Raw genomic sequence first — 19,465 nt, 5'->3', positions numbered from 1 at the left:
AGTTTTGCCCACGTTCCTTTGAACGTGATGTCAGAGGGCTTCACCGCCTCGCTTTCGCTCCACGGTGCCTCTCAGGCTACGTGAGTCTAGTCTTTTCTCCCGGTCGGACTTTCACCGACTAGATAATGTGTCCTTAACTGGACACGCCGATATCCCAGCGAATGCCATAAATCTTGATGATTTCTTTTTCTGTCAGGGAACAATCCGTACAGAGGATGGCTAACCACTCCTGCATGTAGACGACTTGATCGTCTTGCAAAAGGTTGGCCCGTTGTACAAGGATGGCGGACGCCCTCCGGTTGATCCGAGAATCTACTTTCGGATGCATTACCTGTACTTTACCCGCCCGGAGATTTCCTCTTTCCGGCAACTGGAAGAGCAGTTGAAAGATCCGAAGAACCAAGCATGGCACAATTTTATCGGCACGCCCGACATCAAGAAGGTACCGGTTCACAGCAGCCTAAGCCATTTTCGCACCAAGGTCCGTGTGGAGGACTTCTACGCCATCTTGTTCGACCTGATCGCACAAGCCCTGAAGCTCACGGATTTCCTGCAACCCACGCTGACAGGCATCGATTCCAGACCCGTGTGGGCAAATGTGAACGGGTATAAGAAAAAGCGCTGCACTTGCCCGGATCAAAGCAAGTGCAACTGCGAAAAGACCTACTCTGATCCGGATGCCACCTGCGGGGTACAGCGGACGAAAGCGAATCAAAACAAATTTTTCATCGGCTATCGCAAGCATTCTATCGTGTGCCCCTCCCCGAAAGGGCCAATCGTGTTGTTCTCCATCATCTTGCCTAACGATACGGCAGATATCAAAGTCATGTTGCCTCTAATCGAAATAATGAAAAAAATCGAGGGTCTGAAGGTCGAATATCTAGTTGCCGATTTAGGCTATTTTGATGCCGATGATCAGCGCGAAGCGCTCGTCAAGCACGATGTGGCGGTTGTGACGGAAATCAAGAAGAATACCGTCATTCCCAACCACTGCTCGCCGGAAGGCAAACCGGAATGTTGGGAAGGTCACGCACTTGTATTTGATGGATTCGATAAAGACACCTACACTGCTTTGTTTCGTGGAGACGACAGCAAATGTGCCGCTTGCCCTCTGCAGGGCACATGCGAGAAGCAGTTTGGTTACTCGTTTACGGACACTCCCTTTTTCCATGGCCCTGTGCCGCAAGGAAGTCTATTACAGGAGCGCATGCTGAATTTCCGCAAACAGGTCGAGCTTGCTTTTGCTCAAGAATCGAATCAACTGACATCCGTAATGAAGCACAAAAAAGTACCGGTTCGCCAAACGAAGAGAGTCGAGAAATTTTTCATCATGCGGGAGTGGAGCAGTTATCGCTGCCGAGCGCGGCATAAAGCATCATCTACTGGATTTTTTTAAAAAAGTAATCTTCCCAACACGGGATACGTCTGTCCAAAACCAGGCATTGATCAGGGGAACCCGATTGTGAATGGGCGTTCCAACAATAATTCCTTTTCATTTCCACATATGTTAGTTCGCTTTCGTGCATCTGCTATGCTTTCAAAACCTTATTGAGGCTTTTTGAACAGGCTCTTCTAGAAATCTACTAGAAAATTAAGTATTTTATTTTAATTAACTCGTTTTAGGTTTAATGGTACTTTCATATGTGATTAATAGTTGTCAATTTGTGCTCTTTGCAGCTTACCGCTGTAATCTACATAAATAGATTTCCATTCTGTGTATACATCCAGCGATGCCACACCAGAATCTCTATGTCCGTTACCGGTTCCTTTTGTCCCGCCAAACGGAAGATGAATTTCAGCCCCTGTCGTTCCTGCATTAACATACACAATACCAGTATCCAAGTCCCTCATAGCTTGGAAAGCACGATTCACATCAGCAGTAAAAATAGCGCTTGATAGACCAAATTCTACGCTGTTATTCACTTCAATAGCCTCTTCTAAACTTTTCACAGGTATAATGGAAACTACTGGTCCAAAAATTTCTTCTTTCGCTATTCTCATATCAGCTTTTACATCCGTAAAGATTGTTGGAGCATAAAAGTTACCTTTATCTAAATTATTTTCTGTGACAATATTTCCACCAGTAAGAAGTTTAGCTCCCTCATTGACACCAATTTTTACATATTCATTAATTCGTTCAAGTGAGGAACGGTTAATAACAGGACCAACTTTAACGCTTTCGTCAAGACCATTACCTAACTTTAACTCTCCAATGCGCTCCATTAGTTTTCTTTCCAACTCTTCTTTAACACTTTCATGCACAATAACACGACTAGTAGCCGTACATCTTTGACCGCTTGTTCCAAACGCACCCCATAAGATTCCATCCACTGCAAGATCAAGATTAGCATCTTCCAAAACAGTCACTGCATTTTTTCCACCCATCTCAAGAGATGTCCGCTTTAGCATCACACCAGCACGTTCATTAATTTGTTTTCCTACTTCATTGGAACCTGTAAAGGAAATTAAGTCGATATCTAAGTGATCAACCATTGCATTACCTACAATACTACCGGAACCATTTACTAGATTAATAAGTCCTTTTGGCAGACCTGCCTCTTCATAAATACGTACAAATTCTTGGGCAATCGCTGGCGTTTCAGATGCCGGTTTCCAAATAACCGCATTTCCAGCAACAAGGGCAGGAAGGGACTTCCAAGATGCAATCGCAATTGGGAAATTCCATGGTGTAATTAATCCCGCAATACCTATAGGCACACGAATACTCATAGCAAATTTATTACGAAGCTCAGACGGAACGGTATCACCAAAAAGACGTCGACCTTCACCCGCCATATAATAGGCCATGTCAATGGCCTCTTGAACTTCTCCTCTTGCTTCGGCAATCACTTTTCCCATTTCACTTGTAAGAATTTGTGATAACTCTTCTTTTCTTTCCTTTAATAGGTGAGCAACCTTATACAAGATTTCTGCACGCTCAGGTGCTGGAACTAAACGCCAGGATTTTTGAGCGGTTTTAGCAGCCTGAACAGCACGGTCAACATCTTCTTTTGTAGATTGAGTAACTTCTCCTAATACATCTCCGTTTGCCGGATTAGTAACAGGGATGAACCTACCTGATGATGATTCCATCCATTCTCCATTGATAAAGTTTAAGTATTTTTTCATTTTTTTCCTCCGATTTTATTATTAAATTATTAATTGATTAAACAATAGTAATTTCAAGTTTTTGTTTAATTCGATCTACCGCTTCATAAAGTCGCTGATTCGGAACAGATAGAGACACCCGAAAATATCCCTCACCACCAGAACCAAAAGCATTTCCAGGCGTAATAATAACACCCGTTTGTTCTAAGACACTTGTAGCAAATTCAGTTGAAGTGTATCCTTTTGGAACAGGAGCCCAAACAAAAAAGCTTCCTTTTGGCGTATCCACCTTTACCCCAATTGATGCAAGTCCGTCTAACATGGCAGTCATACGTTCTCTATAAATCTGATTATGATAAGTAATACAGCTTTGATCACTGTTTAAAGCAAACGCAGCTGCTTTTTGAATAGGTGTAAATTGCCCTGTATCGATATTGGTTTTAAGAGTTGAAAGGGCTTTAATGATTTCTTTATTTCCTACAACGTAACCGATGCGCCATCCTGTCATATTATAGGTTTTTGAAAGAGACCCAAATTCAACCGAAATTTCTTTAGCTCCATCTACTTGAAGAATGCTTGGTGCTTTATAATCATCAAATGTGACCATATTGTAAGCTGAATCGTGCGCAATGGGAATTTGATGGTCGCGAGCAAATGAAATTGCCCGATTAAAAAATTCTAAATCGACAGTAGCTGCAGTTGGATTACCAGGGTAATTTAAAAATATGAGTTTTGAACGTTCAAGAATCTCTTCTGGAATTGAACTAAACTCTGGTTCAAAGTTATTCTCTTCCTTAAGTGGCATGCTATAAGATTTTCCATTAGCAAGGTATGTTGCCATACGATAAACCGGGTAGCTAGGATCAGGAATAAGAACCGTATCACCTGGATCAATTAATGTAGGAACTAGGTGTGCAATTCCTTCTTTAGAGCCTATTAACGCAAGAACCTCTGTGTTAGGATCAAGTTTTACATCATACTGCCGTTCGTAGAAATCGGCTACAGCTTGCCTAAATTCATTACACCCTATAAAGCTTGGATATTTTAAGTTTTTCGGATCCTGCATTTCTTCAATCAGCTTTTCTACAATATGTGTTGGCGTAGGAAGATCGGGGTCACCAATTCCTAAATCAATAACATCTATTCCAGCCTCAATCATCGCAGCTTTTTTCTTATTAATTTCTGCGAATAAATATGGTGGAATTTGTCCTACTCTATTTGATTGGTAACTCATATTCTTAATCACCTCTTTCTTATTTTTAATAATTCGTTAAATCTGAAAAATTTAAATCTTATATGCTAAATTTATACTTTTTTAACTTCTATAACTATGTAAGTATTACACAAAAATCTGGAGACAATTAAGCCGATATTCCGTAAAATTTGTACAAATTATCCGGAATATTACCAGTCTCTACATTATTATTGAATACTCTAATAAACGCAAATTTTATTTCGATTAACGGAGACCTTGGATCCAGCGAAGTTTAAGATACTCTACTTGTCAGAGGATGATGTGATATGAAGTATGATCGAGATTTAGGGCGCTGGATCGTAATTCTGGAGGGTCGTGAGTACGGAGTTCGACTGAACTTACGGAGCCAAGAGACATACAAAGTGGAGATATAAACAAAGGGAAGCAATGACGATAAGTCTTTGCTTCCTATCAATAATTGGTCAATATACCCGTCAGTTTGAGGTCATTATTCATCGTCAATTTCTGGACATTATGTATTGTCAGTAACACTACTTTTTTTAGATGATGATACATCCCTCTTCGAATTTTATCATCATCTAAAAGTATTATAAGACGTCATAACTCCTTCATAGACTCCCATGCCGTTGGCGCGGCACCATCAGATGATGAAAATAGGGAGCGTGCGATATAATGGACTTGCGGCTGGCGAGGGAGGTCGCCGTATCTTGGTGCTTCAAGAGCCCGTTTCTTAGACAGAGCCCCAGCGACCAGGTGTATCACAGATTGTTGCCCCTTTCGGGAGCACGCAGGATAGAATAATCGCTTGACGGTTGCTGCACCAGCCCTTAATCTTTACCGCCGCAAGGAGTTCTGCTGTATGGACGTCGTTTATACGCACGTGTGCGGGTTGGACGTTCACAAGAAGAACGTGGTGGCCTGCGTGATCACACCGGAAATCAAAGAAATCCGAACCTTTTCCACTATGACCGACGACCTGATCCTGCTCGTGGACTGGATCAAAAACAACGGGTGTACCCATGTCGCGATGGAAAGCACCGCCTCGTTCTGGAAGCCCATTTACAACTTGCTGGAGCTTGAGGACATTCAGACACTTGTCGTCAACAAAGTATCAAGAACGTGCCCAGACGCAAGACGGATGTCAAGGATGCCGAATGGATCGCCAGTCTGCTTCGTCACGGTTTGCTGCAAGGCAGTTTCATCCCGAACCGTGACCAGCGGGAACTGCGTGAGTTGATTCGGTATCGGCGCAGCCTGATCGACGGGCGAGCCCGGGAAGTCAACCGCATTCAAAAAGTGCTCGAAGGTGCCAACATCAAACTGTCGTCTGTCGCCAGCGATGTGCTCGGGAAATCGGGACGAGCCATGATCGAAGCCATGATTGCCGGTGAAGAAAACCCGGAATGGCTTTCGGAACTGGCACAGCGGCGATTGAAAAACAAAAAAGCAGATTTAAAACGCGCCCTGAATGGACTGATGAGAAACCATCAGAAGCTGATGCTGGCGGCACAACTGCGTCACATTGATTATCTTGATGAAGAAATCGGCTGACTGGACGAAGAGATCAAGAGGCGCATGCTCCCTTTTGAAGAAGACCTGGAACTGTTGGACACGATTCCCGGAGTGGCGAGAAGAACGGCTGAAACGATTGCAGCCGAAATCGGCACCAATATGGATCAATTCCCCTCCGCCGCTCATTTGTGTTCATGGGCGGGGTTGTGTCCAGGTCAAAATGAAAGTGCCGGTAAACGTAAATCAGGAAAGACTCGTAAAGGCAACAAGAAACTCCGAAGTGCTCTTGTTGAAGCTGCACGCGCCGCTGGGAGAACGAAGAATACGTACTTGTCCTGTCAATACCATCGGATTGCCGCACGTCGGGGAGCCAATCGAGCAGCAGTAGCCGTAGCTCATAGCATATTGATGATCGCATACTACATTCTCAAACGCAGACAACCTTACATTGAATTGGGTCCAACCTATTACGAGGAACGAAAACGCGACACTATTATCAGACAATCACTTAAAAAACTTGAATCCTTGGGGTTAAAGGTCACGCTAGAATCCGTAGCATTTTGATTCTAACGAAGACACATCGCCTTTCTTCAACCCTAACCATTTTTTGTAAGGTTAGGGTCAGTTTCGTATTGCCTTTTTCAGTTCGTACAACGAGTTAATTTTCAGGATAGACATCCATGCCGCTAACGCAGCACCATCAGATGATGAAAATGGGGTGCGTGTTGTATAATTTTCTTACGGCTGGCGAAGGTAGGTCGTGTTACTATGGTGTCTCGAACCCGCAGGATAGACTGATCACAGCGACCAGGTGCACCACAGATTGTTGCTCCCTCCACGGAAGCACGCAAGATAGAATAACCGGGATATGGTTGTTGCACCAGCCTCTAAATCCAGCAGCCGTAGAAAGGATGAACACTCGTGAGAGTGGTGTATAAACATTGCTGCGGACTTGACGTGCATAAGAAGAACGTTACGGCATGCGTTCTTACACCGAAAGGCAAAGAGATTCGAACTTTCGGTACAATGACAGATGACTTGATGCAGATGGCCGACTGGATCAAAAGTCATCGTTGCACCCATGTGGCAATGGAAAGCACCGGTGTGTTATGGAAGCCCGTGTACAACATTCTCGAGCTTGAAGAACTTCAAGTGATGGTGGTGAATGCTCAGCATATTAAGGGCGTACCGGGACGAAAAACGGATGTGAAAGATGCCGAATGGATTGCGAATCTTTTGCGGCACGGTCTGCTACAGGGCAGCTTTATACCGAATCGAGAACAGAGAGAGTTGCGCGAACTGGTCCGTTATCGCCGAAGTTTGATCGAAGAACGTTCCCGAGAAGTCAGTCGAATTCAAAAAGTGCTGGAAGGAGCGAATATCAAGCTCTCTTCGGTGGCGACGGATACACTTGGTGTATCGGGCCGGGCTATGATTGAAGCCATGATCCAAGGGATCGAGGATCCCAAGGAGTTATCCGAGTTAGCCAAGAGACGGTTAAAAACCAAGAAAGATGACCTCCAGCGTGCGTTACAAGGGCTGATCGGGCCGCACCAGAAGCTCATGCTAGACGCCCAATTGAAGCACATTGATTTTCTCGACGAGCAGATTTCCAAATTGGATGAAGAAGTTAAATTGCGGATGCTCCCTTTTGAGAAAGACCTGGAGCGATTGGATACGATTCCCGGTGTCGGTCGACGTAACGCTGAACAGATATTGGCTGAAATCGGTACCGACGTAAAGAATCAATTCCCATCTGCTGCCCATTTGTGTTCGTGGGCCGGGATGGCTCCAGGTAACAATGAAAGCGCCGGGAAACGAAAGTCCGGTCGAACACGAAAAGGAAACAAGAAGCTGCGTCATGCGCTAGTCGAAGCGGCGCGAGCTGCCGCGAGAACCAAAAACACGTATCTTTCTGCTCAGTATCATCGGATTGCCGCTCGCAGGGGGGCCAATCGTGCTGCGGTAGCTGTAGGCCATACTATTTTAACCATCGCCTATCATCTTTTAACTCGAGAGCAAGACTATGTTGAACCCGGAGCCGATTTTTACGACCAGCGTCGAAAAGACATTGTGATCAAACAGGCGATCAAGCGATTAGAATCTTTAGGAGTCAAAGTCAGCATCGAACAAACGGCCTAATTCTGGTGCTGATGCATATCGTCCAACACGAGGCCCTTTCAAAAAATGGATTACCAAGGGTCTAGTTTCTTATTGCCAAAAAAGTTACTTTAAACGAACTTAGATTTTCAAGATAGGGTATATTGCCCTATCCTGAACGTTTTTTGAACATATCCGGTCAACTATGGCGACCATCTACACCTGCGGATTGATGATGTGAAAATTTTCTTTTGGGGATAAGGGGGGATTCAATTGCTGTTTGTTTGTAAACTTGTTGGCCAGCTGCTGTTGCTGCTCGGTTTAACTGAAACAGGGAACATGCTGACTAACCACTTTCACCTGCTGATCCCGGGAAATGTTCTGGGGATGCTACTCTTATTTGTTTTATTGTTAACGGGCGTTGTCCCGCTAAAAGCGGTAGAGGAGACGGCAAACTTTTTGCTGCGCCATATGGTGTTCTTTTTTCTGCCAATCACCGCCGGAATTATTTCCTGTATGTCGCTATTTTGGAAGAACGGTCTACCACTGCTCGTCATACTCGTCGGTGGAACAGCTATTTCCCTGGCAGTGACCGGCTGGACCGGGCAGTTTTTATTAGCGCGCAGGAAGAAAGGAGCTATAAGTGAAGATGCTCACGATAATATTGTTTCTGGCAGGCACGCTCGCGAGCTATCTTAGCAGCTGGTGGTTGGCCTGCCGATTCCGGAAAGTTTGGTTTTCACCGATTTTACTGGGTACAGTGCTTCTAATCGCGGTGATTGTCCTAACGGGTCATACCTATACAGACTACGAGCCGGTTAAGAAGATGCTGTCATTCGGTCTTGGGCCCGCAACCGTGGCCCTTGCCGTTCCATTATATAAATACAGAGACATACTTTTTTCTCAGGCTCGCGTTGTATTTTTGAGTGTGGCTGCGGGCGCCCTCACAGCATTCCTAAGCGCTGTTGGTCTGGCCATCGCCTTTCATATGGAAGAAAAAATTGTCCGATCGTTTGCATCAAAATCGGTGACCACTCCCATCGGTATCGAAATTACCCGCATGCTCGGGGGCGATCCCGCGTTAGCCGCGGTTTTTATTGTAATTACAGGAATGATTGCCAGTTTGATCGGCCGGCAGATTCTCAAGCTGGTGGGGGTAGAACAGCCAATTGCATGGGGATTGGCAATGGGTACGGCCGGACACGGCATAGCCACAGCGGAGGCGCTGCGGCAGGGACATATAGAAGGTGCGATGGCCGGTGTCGCGATGTCCCTATGCGGGGTAATGACAGCAGTGCTTGTACCGTATTTGTTTCATCTACTGTATTAAAAACAAAAATATCGATACCAGAAAACGAGTCTGTAGATATATAACAGTGTTGACATTTAGTTAATTGTTATAGTACAATAACGATAAGAAAAAATTCCGAATAAAAAAATTGGAGGGATTAAAAATGACAAAAAATCTTGACTTTTACAGAAATTTGCCGCAAAAAGAGTGCCGTGAATGTGGCGAATATTTCGAAGAACAGGCAGAATCTTATCTCTATGAGTGTGAACGCTGCTTTGGTCAAAAGCATGAGTAAACCAAGAAACTTGCCCGAAACATGTGAGCAGGTCTAAGAGGGAGACAGTCGGGTTGTAAGACGTCTCCTCTTTTTTTCGCTTGGGGTGATAGTTGGTTTTCTTTAAAATTCAATGCATAACGCTCACGTTGGAGCTTTAGCTTGCCTTCGCCCTGATTTGTCTTTGGCAGGCGTTTTCCGGCCACCCTGTCCCTGTTGCCCTTTATTCTGCGCGGGATTAATGAAGAAAAAAGTAACAACTAATGAAACTGCGCTGATTGCGGTCACCGTAAAAAAGAGGGTACGATGAGAGATGTCCATAAGCCATCCGAATAACGGAGGTCCAATGGCTACCCCGATAAATCGAACGCTGCCGTACAAAGATGTAATCATTCCACGTTCTGGCTTATTAATGGCGCCAGTAATCAGAGTGTTTAAGCAGGGCAGAAGAAGACCTGTCCCTACGCTGCTGACCGTGAGCAATCCAACGATTACGTATATGTTCTCGAAAAATGAAACGATAAGTACAGAAGCGGTCAGCAGGGCAATACCTGTTAACATAACAGTACGGATCAACGGTTTATTCTGCTTAATTTTGGATCCGGTAAAATACGAAGTGGTGACAAGACCTAGCAGTGGAATGGCCAGAATTCCGCCTTTTAATACTCCGTCCACGTTATAATCGTCTTCCAATAAATTCGACAGATAGAATAGTACGCCAAACAGAATAAACAATCCCGTTGCTCCTACTAGAAGCGCAGGCACGAGCCATTTTCCCTTTTGGGCAAATATGTTTTTCAATGAATTTATATATTTAGGCAGCGGTTTTGCTTCCGGCGCTTTCGGTTCTTTTATCACAAACCAGGTAAGGGCCGCAACAATAAAACAGAATATCGGAAATACAAAAAATACTGCATACCAGGTAATCAGAGCAATCAGGGATCCGAGGATAGGGGAAAGAATTTTTCCCAGGCCATTGGCGGCTTCATTAATTCCGAGGGCCCGGCTTTCTCCTCCTCCTTTGTATAAATCCCCAATAAGCGCCATCGCAATCGGTGATGTACCAGCCGCACCAATCCCCTGAATAATGCGTCCCACGAGAATCATGGAATAAGAATCTTTCATTAACCAGGCTGCCAACCCGGAAACAATACCGCCAATTCCGTAGACTAACAGGCTGATTCCAATGATCATTTTTCTTTTAAAACGGTCAGCAAGGTAACCGACAATGGGAATAATGATTCCGGCTGACAGAGAAAACAGCGTAATCAAAAGGCTCGTTTGAAATTTTGTTACATTTAGCGTTTTTTCCATTGTGGGAAGGACGGGAACAAGCATGGAGTTTCCCAATACCATAACAATCGGAATTAAGGCCAATGTAACCGTGGTAAACATAGTTGGTGTCTGCGTTTTTTCCATCGTCATTTCCTTTCTTCTCTTTTGGCATGTCAGGGTCGTTGAAATTAGTAATACCCGAACGCAAAAAAAATATTTAATCAAATGCCTTCCAACGGGAAAAAATACCAATGATTTGATTTGCAATAAAAGGCCTGTAATAGTATAATTCTGTAGGTTTTACATCACTAGTTTGAGGTGAAGACAAGATGCTGACAACCATTGCACAGATTGGAAAGCATGTGGGAGAAGAAGTTAAACTGGGTGCCTGGTTATCGAATAAGCGTTCCAGCGGGAAAATACAATTTCTGCAACTGCGTGACGGAACTGGGTTTATTCAGGGAGTTGTCGTAAAAAATGAAGTGTCGCCGGAAGTATGGGAGGCGGCTAAATCATTAACTCAGGAAAGTTCCTTATATATCACGGGTGCTGTACGTGCGGATGAGCGGTCTAAATCCGGGTATGAACTAACCGTTACCGGAGTGGAACCTGTTCAAATTGCGGAGGAATATCCAATCACGCCAAAGGAACACGGTGTGGAGTTTCTTATGGATCACCGTCACCTGTGGATACGTTCTTCCCGCCAGCAGGCTATATTAAGTATCCGCTCAGCGATTATTCAGGCAGTATATGAATTTTTTAAAGATAGAGGATTTTATAAAGTCGACCCTCCGATTCTAACCCCTACTTCCGCAGAAGGGACAACGACGTTGTTTCATACTCAGTATTTCGATGAAGAAGCCTATTTGTCTCAGAGCGGACAGCTTTATATGGAAGCGGCAGCGATGGCTCTTGGCCGTGTATTCTCATTCGGCCCGACGTTTCGTGCAGAGAAATCCAAAACGCGCCGGCATTTAATCGAATTTTGGATGATTGAGCCGGAGATGGCATTTGTTGATCATGAGGAGAGCCTGCGAATTCAGGAAGAATTCGTAAGTTATGTGGTCCAGTATGTACTTACCCATTGTCAGTTCGAACTTAAACGATTAGAACGTGATACGGAAAAGCTTGAAAATATTAAAGCACCGTTCCCACGCATTACGTATGATGAAGCAATTGAGATACTCAAAAAAGACGGCCACGAAATTGAATGGGGAGAAGATTTTGGTGCGCCGCATGAGACGGCTATTGCTGAAAAGTTCGACCGGCCTGTCTTTATTACGCACTATCCTACCAGCATTAAAGCGTTTTATATGAAACCGGACCCGAACCGCCCTGAGGTGGTGCTGTGCGCGGACTTGATTGCTCCGGAAGGCTACGGGGAAATTATCGGGGGCAGTCAGCGGATTGATGATTTAGAACTGATGAAAAAACGTTATGAAGAACATCAGTTAAATCCGGAAGCGTACCAGTGGTACCTGGATTTGCGCAAATATGGTTCTGTACCGCATTCCGGGTTTGGCCTTGGGCTTGAGCGGACGGTTGCCTGGATCTGTGGAACCGAACATGTACGGGAAACCATTCCATTTCCACGTCTTCTCAATCGTCTCTATCCGTAAACTGATCTTGCGCGGGATTTCAAGTCTAAACTTGTCGAATCATACCTGTTATAATCGTTACATACGTGAGGTGGATTTTCGATGAGTGAACTTGTCTACAAAATATTAGAATCAGGAACGACCGCACTGCCTAATCTTATCCTCCAGCATTATACCCAGATTGGGCTGAAGGATGAGGAAATGATGCTTATCATCCATCTTTTAAGTTTTAAAACGGAAGGAAATTTATTTCCAACGATCCATCAGTTAGAGCAGCGAATGTCCGGCGATACAAAAACGATTGTTATGATGCTGCAGCGATTGGTTCAACAGAATTACCTGTCGATTGAAGAAGACATTGATCCGAAGACGGGAATACGGTCTGAGTGGTTTTGCTTTGTACCGCTACATAAGAAAATTGTTGCTTTTTTGGAGGACACCGTACAGAAGGTTCAACGAGCCGAATTTGCTGGAGAAATCACCAAAAGTTTATATACCGTTTTCGAAGAGGAATTCGGACGCCCCCTGTCCCCGATAGAATGCGAGAACATTGCTATGTGGCTTGATCAGGACGGATACACGGAAGCGCTGATTGTGGCAGCTCTGCGGGAGGCTGTCATGTCCGGCAAGCTGTTTTTCCGTTACATCGACCGGATTTTGTTTGAATGGCACCGAAACAACATTCGAACTCCCCAGCAGGCTCGGGAATACAGCTTGAAATTTCGCAAGCATCAGAAAAACGGTATTTTCAAGTTGCCGGTATCACCGGCTGCCTCGGGCGAAGTACCTCAGAAATTTCCTTTTTATAATTGGCTGGAAGATGACGGCGATTCATAACAGCTGCTAAGGGGAGATAAAGTTGAGTAACTTAGATGATCTGTTTATATGTACAAACCCTACCCGCCGCGATGTAAAAAAAATTTATCGCGAGGAAAAGTACGCACGAGGTATTATTCAAGCAAATGGAGACGTAACGGTGTGGAACGGGGATGTGATGCACACGGCGCTGATGCCGTATCTGACGGAAACCGGGATTCATTTCAGCATATTTAATGACAAACTGGAGATTTGCTGGCAATTTGAATCATGGAACGAAATCCAGCGGCGGCTAGTGGAAGCGAAGCCCTATCTCGATGTGCTTGGATTATCGGAGAACGGCCGGATTATCATTGATACACGCTATTATACGCACACGGAGATGAAATTTCCGGATATACGCTACAAGGACTTGTTTCAGGAAGGTTATGAAATCAAACCGCTTGCGTAACGAAGCTACATCGAATTCGTGGGATGCATTCGAAATTGATTCATCCAGGAAACGTATCTGTTTTTTGCGAAAGCTCACGGTAGATGAATTCTAAGTAATTTTTTAGGTGTCTCCCTTTTTGGCAGAACACGGACAGTTTATACTTCCTTGTAAGGAAAGACTCCGCAAAAAATAACATTGCCGCACCGAATGTTAGTTTACGTTTGATTAAGCTCTATGTTGCAGGAAGAAAAAAGCCCGTAATCACTGTAAACAGTGGTACGGGCTTTTTTACTGAATCATTTATTGCCAGGTAGGGGATGAAGAAGTTTCAAATTACAGTTTTCGTTCAGCCCCTTTTTAAACTTTTTATCGCGGCTTGCGCTGCTGAAATTCGGGCGATGGGAATTTTATGGGGTAAGCATGAGATAAAATCAAGGCCTGCATTTTGCAGGAACTCCACGGAATGCTTTTCGCTTGTATGATCGCCGCAAACCCCGATTTTCAGATCCGGGTTTTTAAGCCTCCCTTTTGTAACCCCGACCTTAATCAGCTCACCCACGCCTTCCTGATCCAGTACGACAAACGGATTATCCGCCAGAATTTTATGGTCGAGATAGTAGGCCAGATATTTACCTTCCGCGTCATCCCGGCTAAACCCATACGTTGATTGCGTTAAGTCGTTTGTGCCGAACACGAAAAAGTCGGCATGAGCCGCCATTTTATCCGCTGTCAGACAAGCCCGCGGAAGTTCAAGAAAAGCCCCGATAGGAATATCAATCCGATCCTCATATAAGGTAAATACCTGTTCCAGTGAGTTTTGCACATTTTCACGCACCGCTTGCATTTCATGTGAATCGCTTAACAGAGGAACAATAATTCTCGGATAGACAAAGATGCCTTCCTTTTTTAGCTCCAGTGCCGCTTCAGCGATAGCCTGCGTTTGGCATTCGTATATTTCCGGGTATGTAATACCCAGACGGCACCCCCGGTGGCCAAAAGCCGGGTTTGACTCGTGCAGAATTTTTACCCGTTCAAGAAGCGCCTGCTTTTCTTCCATTTCGGTTGTATTACCGGCCACACTGGCTCGTTCAATTTCCAGTGTCAGCGTTTCCGCGTTCGGTAAAAACTCGTGAAGCGGCGGGTCGATGAGACGAATCGTTACAGGTCGTCCCTCCATTTCACGGAAAATGCCAAGAAAAGCCTTTCTCTGCATCGGTATTAGCTTGTTAAGAATTTTTCTTCGCTCAATTTGATTGCGGGAAAGCATCATTTTCGTCATAACCGGGCGGCGGTGAGGATCCTTAAACATCTGTTCCGTCCTGCATAATCCCACGCCTTCCGCTCCCAATTTTCGTGCCAGACGCGCTTCTTTCGGAGTATTTACGCTCCCCAGCACAGGCAGGATTTTCACTTCATTCGCCCACATGAGCAGTGTACGGAATTCTTCGGAAAAGGTGGGCGGGACAAGCGGCGCTTCTCCATTAATCACGCGACCGGTACTCCCGCAGATCGTAATCACATCTCCTTCGTTTAATGTAAGGGTGTCGGTGTATAAGCGGCGTTCTTCCAAATCTACGATAAACGTTCCACACCCTACGATAGCCGGTTTTCCAAGGTCGCGCGCCACAACGGCCGCATGGCTCGTTACGCCTCCCCGGACGGTCAGTATCCCATCACTGGCCACCATGCCGTGGATATCTTCCGGGGTTGTTTCCGGGCGCACGAGAATAACAGACAATCCGGTACGGTGCAAACGCTCCGCTTCCTCCGCGTCAAATGTAATAATGCCTGTGGCTGCCCCTGAACTGGCACCCATGCCGCTGCCAATCACTTCAAGCTCGGCCTGCGGGTCGATCGTATATTGCATAAGCGGACATAGAAATGCCGGATCAACACGCATCAGCGCTTCCTCGCGCGAGATGAGGTTCTCATTGGCCATGTCAACCACTACTTTTATTGCAGCTTCGGCTGTGCGTTTGGCCGAGCGGGTTTGAAGGAGAAAAAGCCGATTATTTTCTACGGTAAATTCAATATCCTGTATATCTCTGTAATGCTTTTCGAGACATTGTGCAACCGCGGTTAACTTCTGATAGGCGCGCGGAATCGTTTCTTTTAAAAGGTCAAGCGTTTCCGGGGTGCGTATTCCGGCCACAATATCTTCACCCTGGGCATTCAGCAGAAATTCGCCAAATAGATGGGGACTGCCTGTAGAAGGGTGGCGCGAAAACGCGATACCGGTTCCCGATGTATCTCCGCAATTGCCAAATACCATTTCTTGAATGGTGACAGCGGTACCGAGATGGTCGGGAATTTTATGAATGCGGCGGTAAATCATCGCCCGCTGATTATACCAGGAATCAAACACCGCCCCAATCGCCAGCATTAATTGTTCAATCGGATCCTCCGGAAAAGGCTCTTCCGTTTCTTCTGCTACAATCATTTTATAAATGTGAACCAATTCAAAAAGCTGATCGGCGCTCAGATCGGAATCGCGAACGACACCGGCCCGCTCCTTCATTTTAGTTAACTCGGCTTCAAAAAGGCTTCCGTCCACATTCAGTACAATATCGGAAAACATTTGAATAAAGCGGCGATAGGAATCATAGGCAAATGAAGGATTACCGGTATTGTCGGCTAAAGAAACGGCCGTTTTATCATTCATTCCCAAATTGAGGATCGTATCCATCATTCCCGGCATGGAAATGGAGGAACCGGATCGAACGGAAACGAGAAGCGGACGCGTTGGATGGCCGATCGCCTTACCTGTGATTTGTTCAAGTGTTGCAAGGGCATCTTCAATTTGGCTGCTTATAACCGGATGAATCTGTTTACCTTCTTCATAAAAACGCCGACAAGCCTCGGTTGTAATGGTAAAACCTGCGGGTACAGGCAAATTGAGATTTACCATTTCTGCCAGATTTGCTCCTTTTCGGCCAAGAAGTTCACTCATTGTAGCATTGCCTTCATTGAAAAAGTAGACATATTTTTGATCCATGACTGCGCCTTTATACGGCGGACACCTCCGATTTAACCGAACCTGTATTGTAGCATGGACTTGAGTAAATCCAGATGTACCAAATTATTATATTTGTAAAGGAGTACGATATGTGTGAACAATTATCGACTTTGTTGTGAAATTCCTGCTTTAAGCAGATGAAAGTAATTTATCCGGTTGTTTTCATACATAACGTAAGTCTTCCCTAATTTAATTGTTCTCGAACAATTCTTTTATTCCTGCTTGTTTTCGATTAACATGGCAGGATAGGGGGAACTTTAAACGATATAAACAGGACGCTATGGGAGGGTACACATGAACAAAAAAGAAAAACTCGAGCAAGAAGTTGCCCAATTCTTAACGGAAGGTGAAATAGAAGTTCAGGATCCACAAAAGGCTGCAGTGGATAGTTTACCGCCAAGATATGAAGTACGCATCCAAACAAATAAAGACCCGGTTGCAGAGGAAACGAAAGAGTTTCGTAAATTGGCAAAAGAAGTAGACGACCGATACGATAAATATACGAAATAACGGTTACAAAAAAGCCCACTTTTCACGGAGTGGGCTTTTGATAGCTTTATTGGATCCAAATGAAATAACAGCAATACATTTCGGGTACAAGCGGATTAATCTGATATAATGAAATGAAAAAAGTCGGAGAGTGATGATAATGAATTCGCTCGTTTCACCAACGTGGTTGATGGATTATTTGGGAGATCTTCACCTGGCTATTATTGACTGCCGTTTTACTCTCGGCAGCCCGAGGCATGGAAAACAGGCTTACGAATCTGAGCATATTCCGGGCGCCATTTATTTTGATTTGGAAAAAGATTGGTCATCTGAAACAGGCGAACACGGGGGCCGGCATCCGCTTCCCGACATCGATACACTTGCTCACAAACTGGGCAATGCAGGGATTTCCCGCCAAACCAGGGTTGTGCTATATGATGATCAGAATGGATGTATGGCCGCGCGCGGGTATTGGCTGCTGCGCTATCTTGGGCATGAACAGGTAGCCCTTTTGGATGGAGGCTACAGCGCGTGGAAACGGGCTGGTGGGAGCGTTACGAGTGAAATACAAACTTCTCAACCCGTGCAGTACATACCGAATATACAAACAGACATGGTGCGGAATATGAATGACGTGCGGAAAGCGATCAACAATCCGCATGTTGTGCTTGTCGATTCGAGGGCGCTGGTGCGCTATACAGGCGAAACGGAACCGATTGATAAAGTGGGTGGCCACATCCCCGGTGCATGTCAGTATGACTGGCAGTCTGCGGTCGACTCCGACGGTACCTGGAAACCGGATAGTGAATTGCAAAACCACTTTTCGGCTTTGCCTGAAGATAAGGAAATCATCGTCTACTGTGGGTCAGGTGTTACGGCCTGTGCGAATTTGTTTGCCCTGGAGCGCGCCGGCTTTCGGAACGCAAGATTGTATCCGGGGAGCTGGAGTGACTGGATTACATATTCGGATAACCCCGTAGCGAAAGGAAAAGAAAAATGAGAGTGGAAACAATTTCTGTAGGAAAACCGGCGGTCGTTCCGTGGGATAAAAACAAGGTGGTCACGGCGATTTTTAAGCAGCCTGTATCGGGGAAAGTCGCTCTCGACCGGATGAACCTTGTCGGAGACGCTCAGGGGGATTTGAAAAATCATGGAGGGCCGGATAAAGCTGTATGCATATATGCGGCTTCCCATTATCCGTATTGGGAAAAGGTGCTTAACCGGCCTTTGTCATACGGCAGTTTCGGTGAAAATCTAACCGTAAGCGGTTTAACAGAAGAGGATGTATTCATTGGCGACATTTGGCGTATCGGCTCAGCAACCGTACAGGTCAGCCAACCACGCCAGCCCTGTTATAAGATTGGCGTTCGTCTGAACGCGGCAAATCTTCATCTGCAGGTTATCGAAACCGGCTTCGCGGGCTTCTATCTGCGAGTTCTTGAAGAAGGGGAAATAGAAGCGGGGGACACGGTCACCCTTGTCGAACGATTGAATGCGGATTACACGATTCGGGAACTGCACAACTGTCTTTTTCATAAAAACTGCACCAGCGACGAATGGACGCGTCTGGCGAATATTCCGGAATTAGCCGAGCCGTGGCGCAAGGCTTTCAGGAAGAAAATTTCGAATTGACCATAAAAATATTATGTTAACTAACGTCGTTTAATTGAGCGCAAACGAAAGCTGGTTGGTAATGCAATGAACCATTTTTATTTTTTGCAAGAGTTTTCCCTTGCGGGGAAGCACAGACAGTCACCACTTCCTGGCAAGGGAAAACCAGCAAAAAGAAACGGATGTCGGATGCATCTTCAGCGAATATTTCCTGGGCAAGCGCAGAAATAGACAAATAATTTAATTTTTTCGACAACTAGTGCACAGAGTGGCTAATAGGATAGGTAGGGAAATAAGCGAGGGGTGGCTTATAAATCTCTTTTCACAGTAAAGACTATAAAGTAGTCAATAGTGAAAGGAGTTTTTTTCATGTGGAAATCATGACACCCTATCTGACTAGGCAAAAGATTGTTTGTTCGATAAAGAAACTTTGGAAAGAATATTTTTGGTCAAGAAGTTTTTGCTTACTTACAAAAGGCGGTTCGCCTATTGAAGTGATAAAGAAATATATAGAATATCAAGGAATGAAGTAAGGGGATTTGATATGGCAAACAAAGCCTATAAGTTCCGTCTGTACCCAACAAAAAAACAAGAACAACTTCTTGCAAAAACCTTCGGTTGTGTTCGTTTTGCCTACAACAAAATGCAAATGCTTAACTCCATTTGCAAAAGGCATACAAGAGCTTCTTTTCTGGTCGTGCTGAATTTCCAAAGTTCAAAAGCCGT

At 45.0% G+C, this 19,465-nt stretch carries 19 protein-coding genes and 2 pseudogenes; 14 read left to right on the top strand and 7 right to left on the bottom strand.

Annotation, left to right across the window (positions count from 1 at the left end; all coding sequences use genetic code 11):
- Positions 1-133: 133 nt before the first annotated feature.
- Complete coding sequence (locus H525_RS29740; RefSeq protein WP_425387751.1) at positions 134-259, bottom strand: hypothetical protein; 126 nt, start codon at positions 257-259, stop codon at positions 134-136.
- Between H525_RS29740 and H525_RS24780 the strand changes: the two genes are divergently transcribed.
- A complete protein-coding gene (locus H525_RS24780) occupies positions 245-1,396 on the top strand; it encodes a transposase (protein WP_425387744.1) in 1,152 nt (383 codons plus the stop codon). The two genes, H525_RS29740 and H525_RS24780, sit on opposite strands and share 15 nt — an antisense overlap.
- A gap of 251 nt (positions 1,397-1,647) precedes the next feature.
- On the opposite strand, the gene H525_RS0118460 is transcribed toward H525_RS24780, so the two are convergent.
- From H525_RS0118460 to H525_RS28800, 4 genes are all read right to left on the bottom strand, one after another.
- On the bottom strand, positions 1,648-3,129 hold the full coding sequence (locus H525_RS0118460; RefSeq protein WP_027417390.1) for an aldehyde dehydrogenase family protein: 1,482 nt from the start codon (positions 3,127-3,129) through the stop codon (positions 1,648-1,650).
- 37 nt (positions 3,130-3,166) lie between these two features.
- Entirely contained in the window at positions 3,167-4,342 is a 1,176-nt protein-coding gene (locus H525_RS0118455) for an LL-diaminopimelate aminotransferase (RefSeq protein ID WP_027417389.1), read from the bottom strand.
- 579 nt (positions 4,343-4,921) lie between these two features.
- Positions 4,922-5,086 carry a hypothetical protein gene (locus H525_RS28310; protein WP_155837428.1) on the bottom strand — a complete coding sequence of 55 codons (165 nt, stop codon included), beginning with the start codon at positions 5,084-5,086 and terminating at the stop codon, positions 4,922-4,924.
- Positions 5,055-5,345 (bottom strand): hypothetical protein, encoded by a 291-nt coding sequence (locus H525_RS28800; RefSeq protein WP_245590534.1) that lies wholly within the window; start codon positions 5,343-5,345, stop codon positions 5,055-5,057. Before H525_RS28800 ends, H525_RS28310 begins: the two co-directional genes overlap by 32 nt.
- Here H525_RS28800 and H525_RS24775 point away from each other — a divergent pair.
- The 5 genes and pseudogenes from H525_RS24775 (at position 5,235) to yhfH (ending at position 9,522) form a co-directional block, all read left to right on the top strand.
- Positions 5,235-6,400 (top strand): annotated as a pseudogene (locus tag H525_RS24775) (IS110 family RNA-guided transposase). The gene H525_RS28800 and the pseudogene H525_RS24775 overlap by 111 nt on opposite strands.
- A gap of 357 nt (positions 6,401-6,757) precedes the next feature.
- Positions 6,758-7,978 carry an IS110 family RNA-guided transposase gene (locus tag H525_RS0118445; protein WP_027417388.1) on the top strand — a complete coding sequence of 407 codons (1,221 nt, stop codon included), beginning with the start codon at positions 6,758-6,760 and terminating at the stop codon, positions 7,976-7,978.
- Positions 7,979-8,209: 231 nt separating this feature from the next.
- Positions 8,210-8,635 (top strand): CidA/LrgA family protein, encoded by a 426-nt coding sequence (locus H525_RS24770; protein WP_051331158.1) that lies wholly within the window; start codon positions 8,210-8,212, stop codon positions 8,633-8,635.
- Complete coding sequence (locus H525_RS0118435; protein WP_027417387.1) at positions 8,586-9,266, top strand: LrgB family protein; 681 nt, start codon at positions 8,586-8,588, stop codon at positions 9,264-9,266. Before H525_RS24770 ends, H525_RS0118435 begins: the two co-directional genes overlap by 50 nt.
- Before the next feature lie 124 nt (positions 9,267-9,390).
- Positions 9,391-9,522 (top strand): protein YhfH, encoded by a 132-nt coding sequence (gene yhfH, locus H525_RS26700; protein WP_081413497.1) that lies wholly within the window; start codon positions 9,391-9,393, stop codon positions 9,520-9,522.
- 123 nt (positions 9,523-9,645) lie between these two features.
- Here yhfH and H525_RS24765 read toward each other — a convergent pair whose 3' ends face one another.
- On the bottom strand, positions 9,646-10,926 hold the full coding sequence (locus tag H525_RS24765; RefSeq protein WP_245590530.1) for an MFS transporter: 1,281 nt from the start codon (positions 10,924-10,926) through the stop codon (positions 9,646-9,648).
- A 179-nt stretch (positions 10,927-11,105) separates the two neighbouring features.
- Between H525_RS24765 and asnS the strand changes: the two genes are divergently transcribed.
- From asnS to H525_RS0118410, 3 genes are all read left to right on the top strand, one after another.
- A complete protein-coding gene (gene asnS / locus H525_RS0118420) occupies positions 11,106-12,395 on the top strand; it encodes an asparagine--tRNA ligase (RefSeq protein WP_027417386.1) in 1,290 nt (429 codons plus the stop codon).
- 81 nt (positions 12,396-12,476) lie between these two features.
- The gene (locus H525_RS0118415) at positions 12,477-13,211 is read left to right on the top strand and encodes a DnaD domain-containing protein (RefSeq protein ID WP_027417385.1); all 735 of its coding nucleotides are present in this window, start codon (positions 12,477-12,479) and stop codon (positions 13,209-13,211) included.
- Between the two features lie 22 nt (positions 13,212-13,233).
- Positions 13,234-13,641, top strand: coding sequence for a hypothetical protein (locus tag H525_RS0118410; RefSeq protein WP_027417384.1), 408 nt, complete (start codon positions 13,234-13,236; stop codon positions 13,639-13,641).
- Between the two features lie 328 nt (positions 13,642-13,969).
- Here H525_RS0118410 and ppdK read toward each other — a convergent pair whose 3' ends face one another.
- The gene (ppdK, locus tag H525_RS0118405; protein ID WP_027417383.1) at positions 13,970-16,618 is read right to left on the bottom strand and encodes a pyruvate, phosphate dikinase; all 2,649 of its coding nucleotides are present in this window, start codon (positions 16,616-16,618) and stop codon (positions 13,970-13,972) included.
- Positions 16,619-16,933: 315 nt separating this feature from the next.
- On the opposite strand from ppdK, the gene H525_RS0118400 reads away from it, so the two are divergent.
- The 5 genes and pseudogenes from H525_RS0118400 to H525_RS24760 form a co-directional block, all read left to right on the top strand.
- Complete coding sequence (locus tag H525_RS0118400) at positions 16,934-17,149, top strand: hypothetical protein (RefSeq protein ID WP_027417382.1); 216 nt, start codon at positions 16,934-16,936, stop codon at positions 17,147-17,149.
- A gap of 139 nt (positions 17,150-17,288) precedes the next feature.
- On the top strand, positions 17,289-18,128 hold the full coding sequence (locus H525_RS0118395; protein WP_027417381.1) for a sulfurtransferase: 840 nt from the start codon (positions 17,289-17,291) through the stop codon (positions 18,126-18,128).
- A complete protein-coding gene (locus tag H525_RS0118390) occupies positions 18,125-18,760 on the top strand; it encodes an MOSC domain-containing protein (RefSeq protein WP_027417380.1) in 636 nt (211 codons plus the stop codon). Before H525_RS0118395 ends, H525_RS0118390 begins: the two co-directional genes overlap by 4 nt.
- A gap of 386 nt (positions 18,761-19,146) precedes the next feature.
- Positions 19,147-19,272, top strand: a pseudogene (locus H525_RS26695) (transposase); the annotation flags it as partial.
- Positions 19,273-19,283: 11 nt separating this feature from the next.
- Positions 19,284-19,465 (top strand): helix-turn-helix domain-containing protein (locus H525_RS24760; protein ID WP_425387743.1); only part of this gene is annotated, 182 nt, incomplete at its 3' end.

It is taken from the genome of Aneurinibacillus terranovensis DSM 18919 (assembly GCF_000430625.1).
Taxonomy (GTDB): Bacteria; Bacillota; Bacilli; order Aneurinibacillales; family Aneurinibacillaceae; genus Aneurinibacillus_B; species Aneurinibacillus_B terranovensis.
This window is presented reverse-complemented; position numbering and strand designations above follow the sequence as displayed.

Bases quoted from the DNA above. Each gene is read 5' to 3' on its own strand.
- H525_RS0118460 (WP_027417390.1), bottom strand. From the start codon at position 3,129: ATGAAAAAATACTTAAACTTTATCAATGGAGAATGGATGGAATCATCA.
- H525_RS0118455 (WP_027417389.1), bottom strand. From the start codon at position 4,342: ATGAGTTACCAATCAAATAGAGTAGGACAAATTCCACCATATTTATTC.
- H525_RS28800 (WP_245590534.1), bottom strand. From the start codon at position 5,345: ATGGGTACACCCGTTGTTTTTGATCCAGTCCACGAGCAGGATCAGGTC.
- H525_RS0118435 (WP_027417387.1), top strand. From the start codon at position 8,586: ATGCTCACGATAATATTGTTTCTGGCAGGCACGCTCGCGAGCTATCTT.
- yhfH (WP_081413497.1), top strand. From the start codon at position 9,391: ATGACAAAAAATCTTGACTTTTACAGAAATTTGCCGCAAAAAGAGTGC.
- H525_RS24765 (WP_245590530.1), bottom strand. From the start codon at position 10,926: ATGACGATGGAAAAAACGCAGACACCAACTATGTTTACCACGGTTACA.
- asnS (WP_027417386.1), top strand. From the start codon at position 11,106: ATGCTGACAACCATTGCACAGATTGGAAAGCATGTGGGAGAAGAAGTT.
- H525_RS0118415 (WP_027417385.1), top strand. From the start codon at position 12,477: ATGAGTGAACTTGTCTACAAAATATTAGAATCAGGAACGACCGCACTG.
- ppdK (WP_027417383.1), bottom strand. From the start codon at position 16,618: ATGGATCAAAAATATGTCTACTTTTTCAATGAAGGCAATGCTACAATG.
- H525_RS0118400 (WP_027417382.1), top strand. From the start codon at position 16,934: ATGAACAAAAAAGAAAAACTCGAGCAAGAAGTTGCCCAATTCTTAACG.
- H525_RS0118395 (WP_027417381.1), top strand. From the start codon at position 17,289: ATGAATTCGCTCGTTTCACCAACGTGGTTGATGGATTATTTGGGAGAT.
- H525_RS0118390 (WP_027417380.1), top strand. From the start codon at position 18,125: ATGAGAGTGGAAACAATTTCTGTAGGAAAACCGGCGGTCGTTCCGTGG.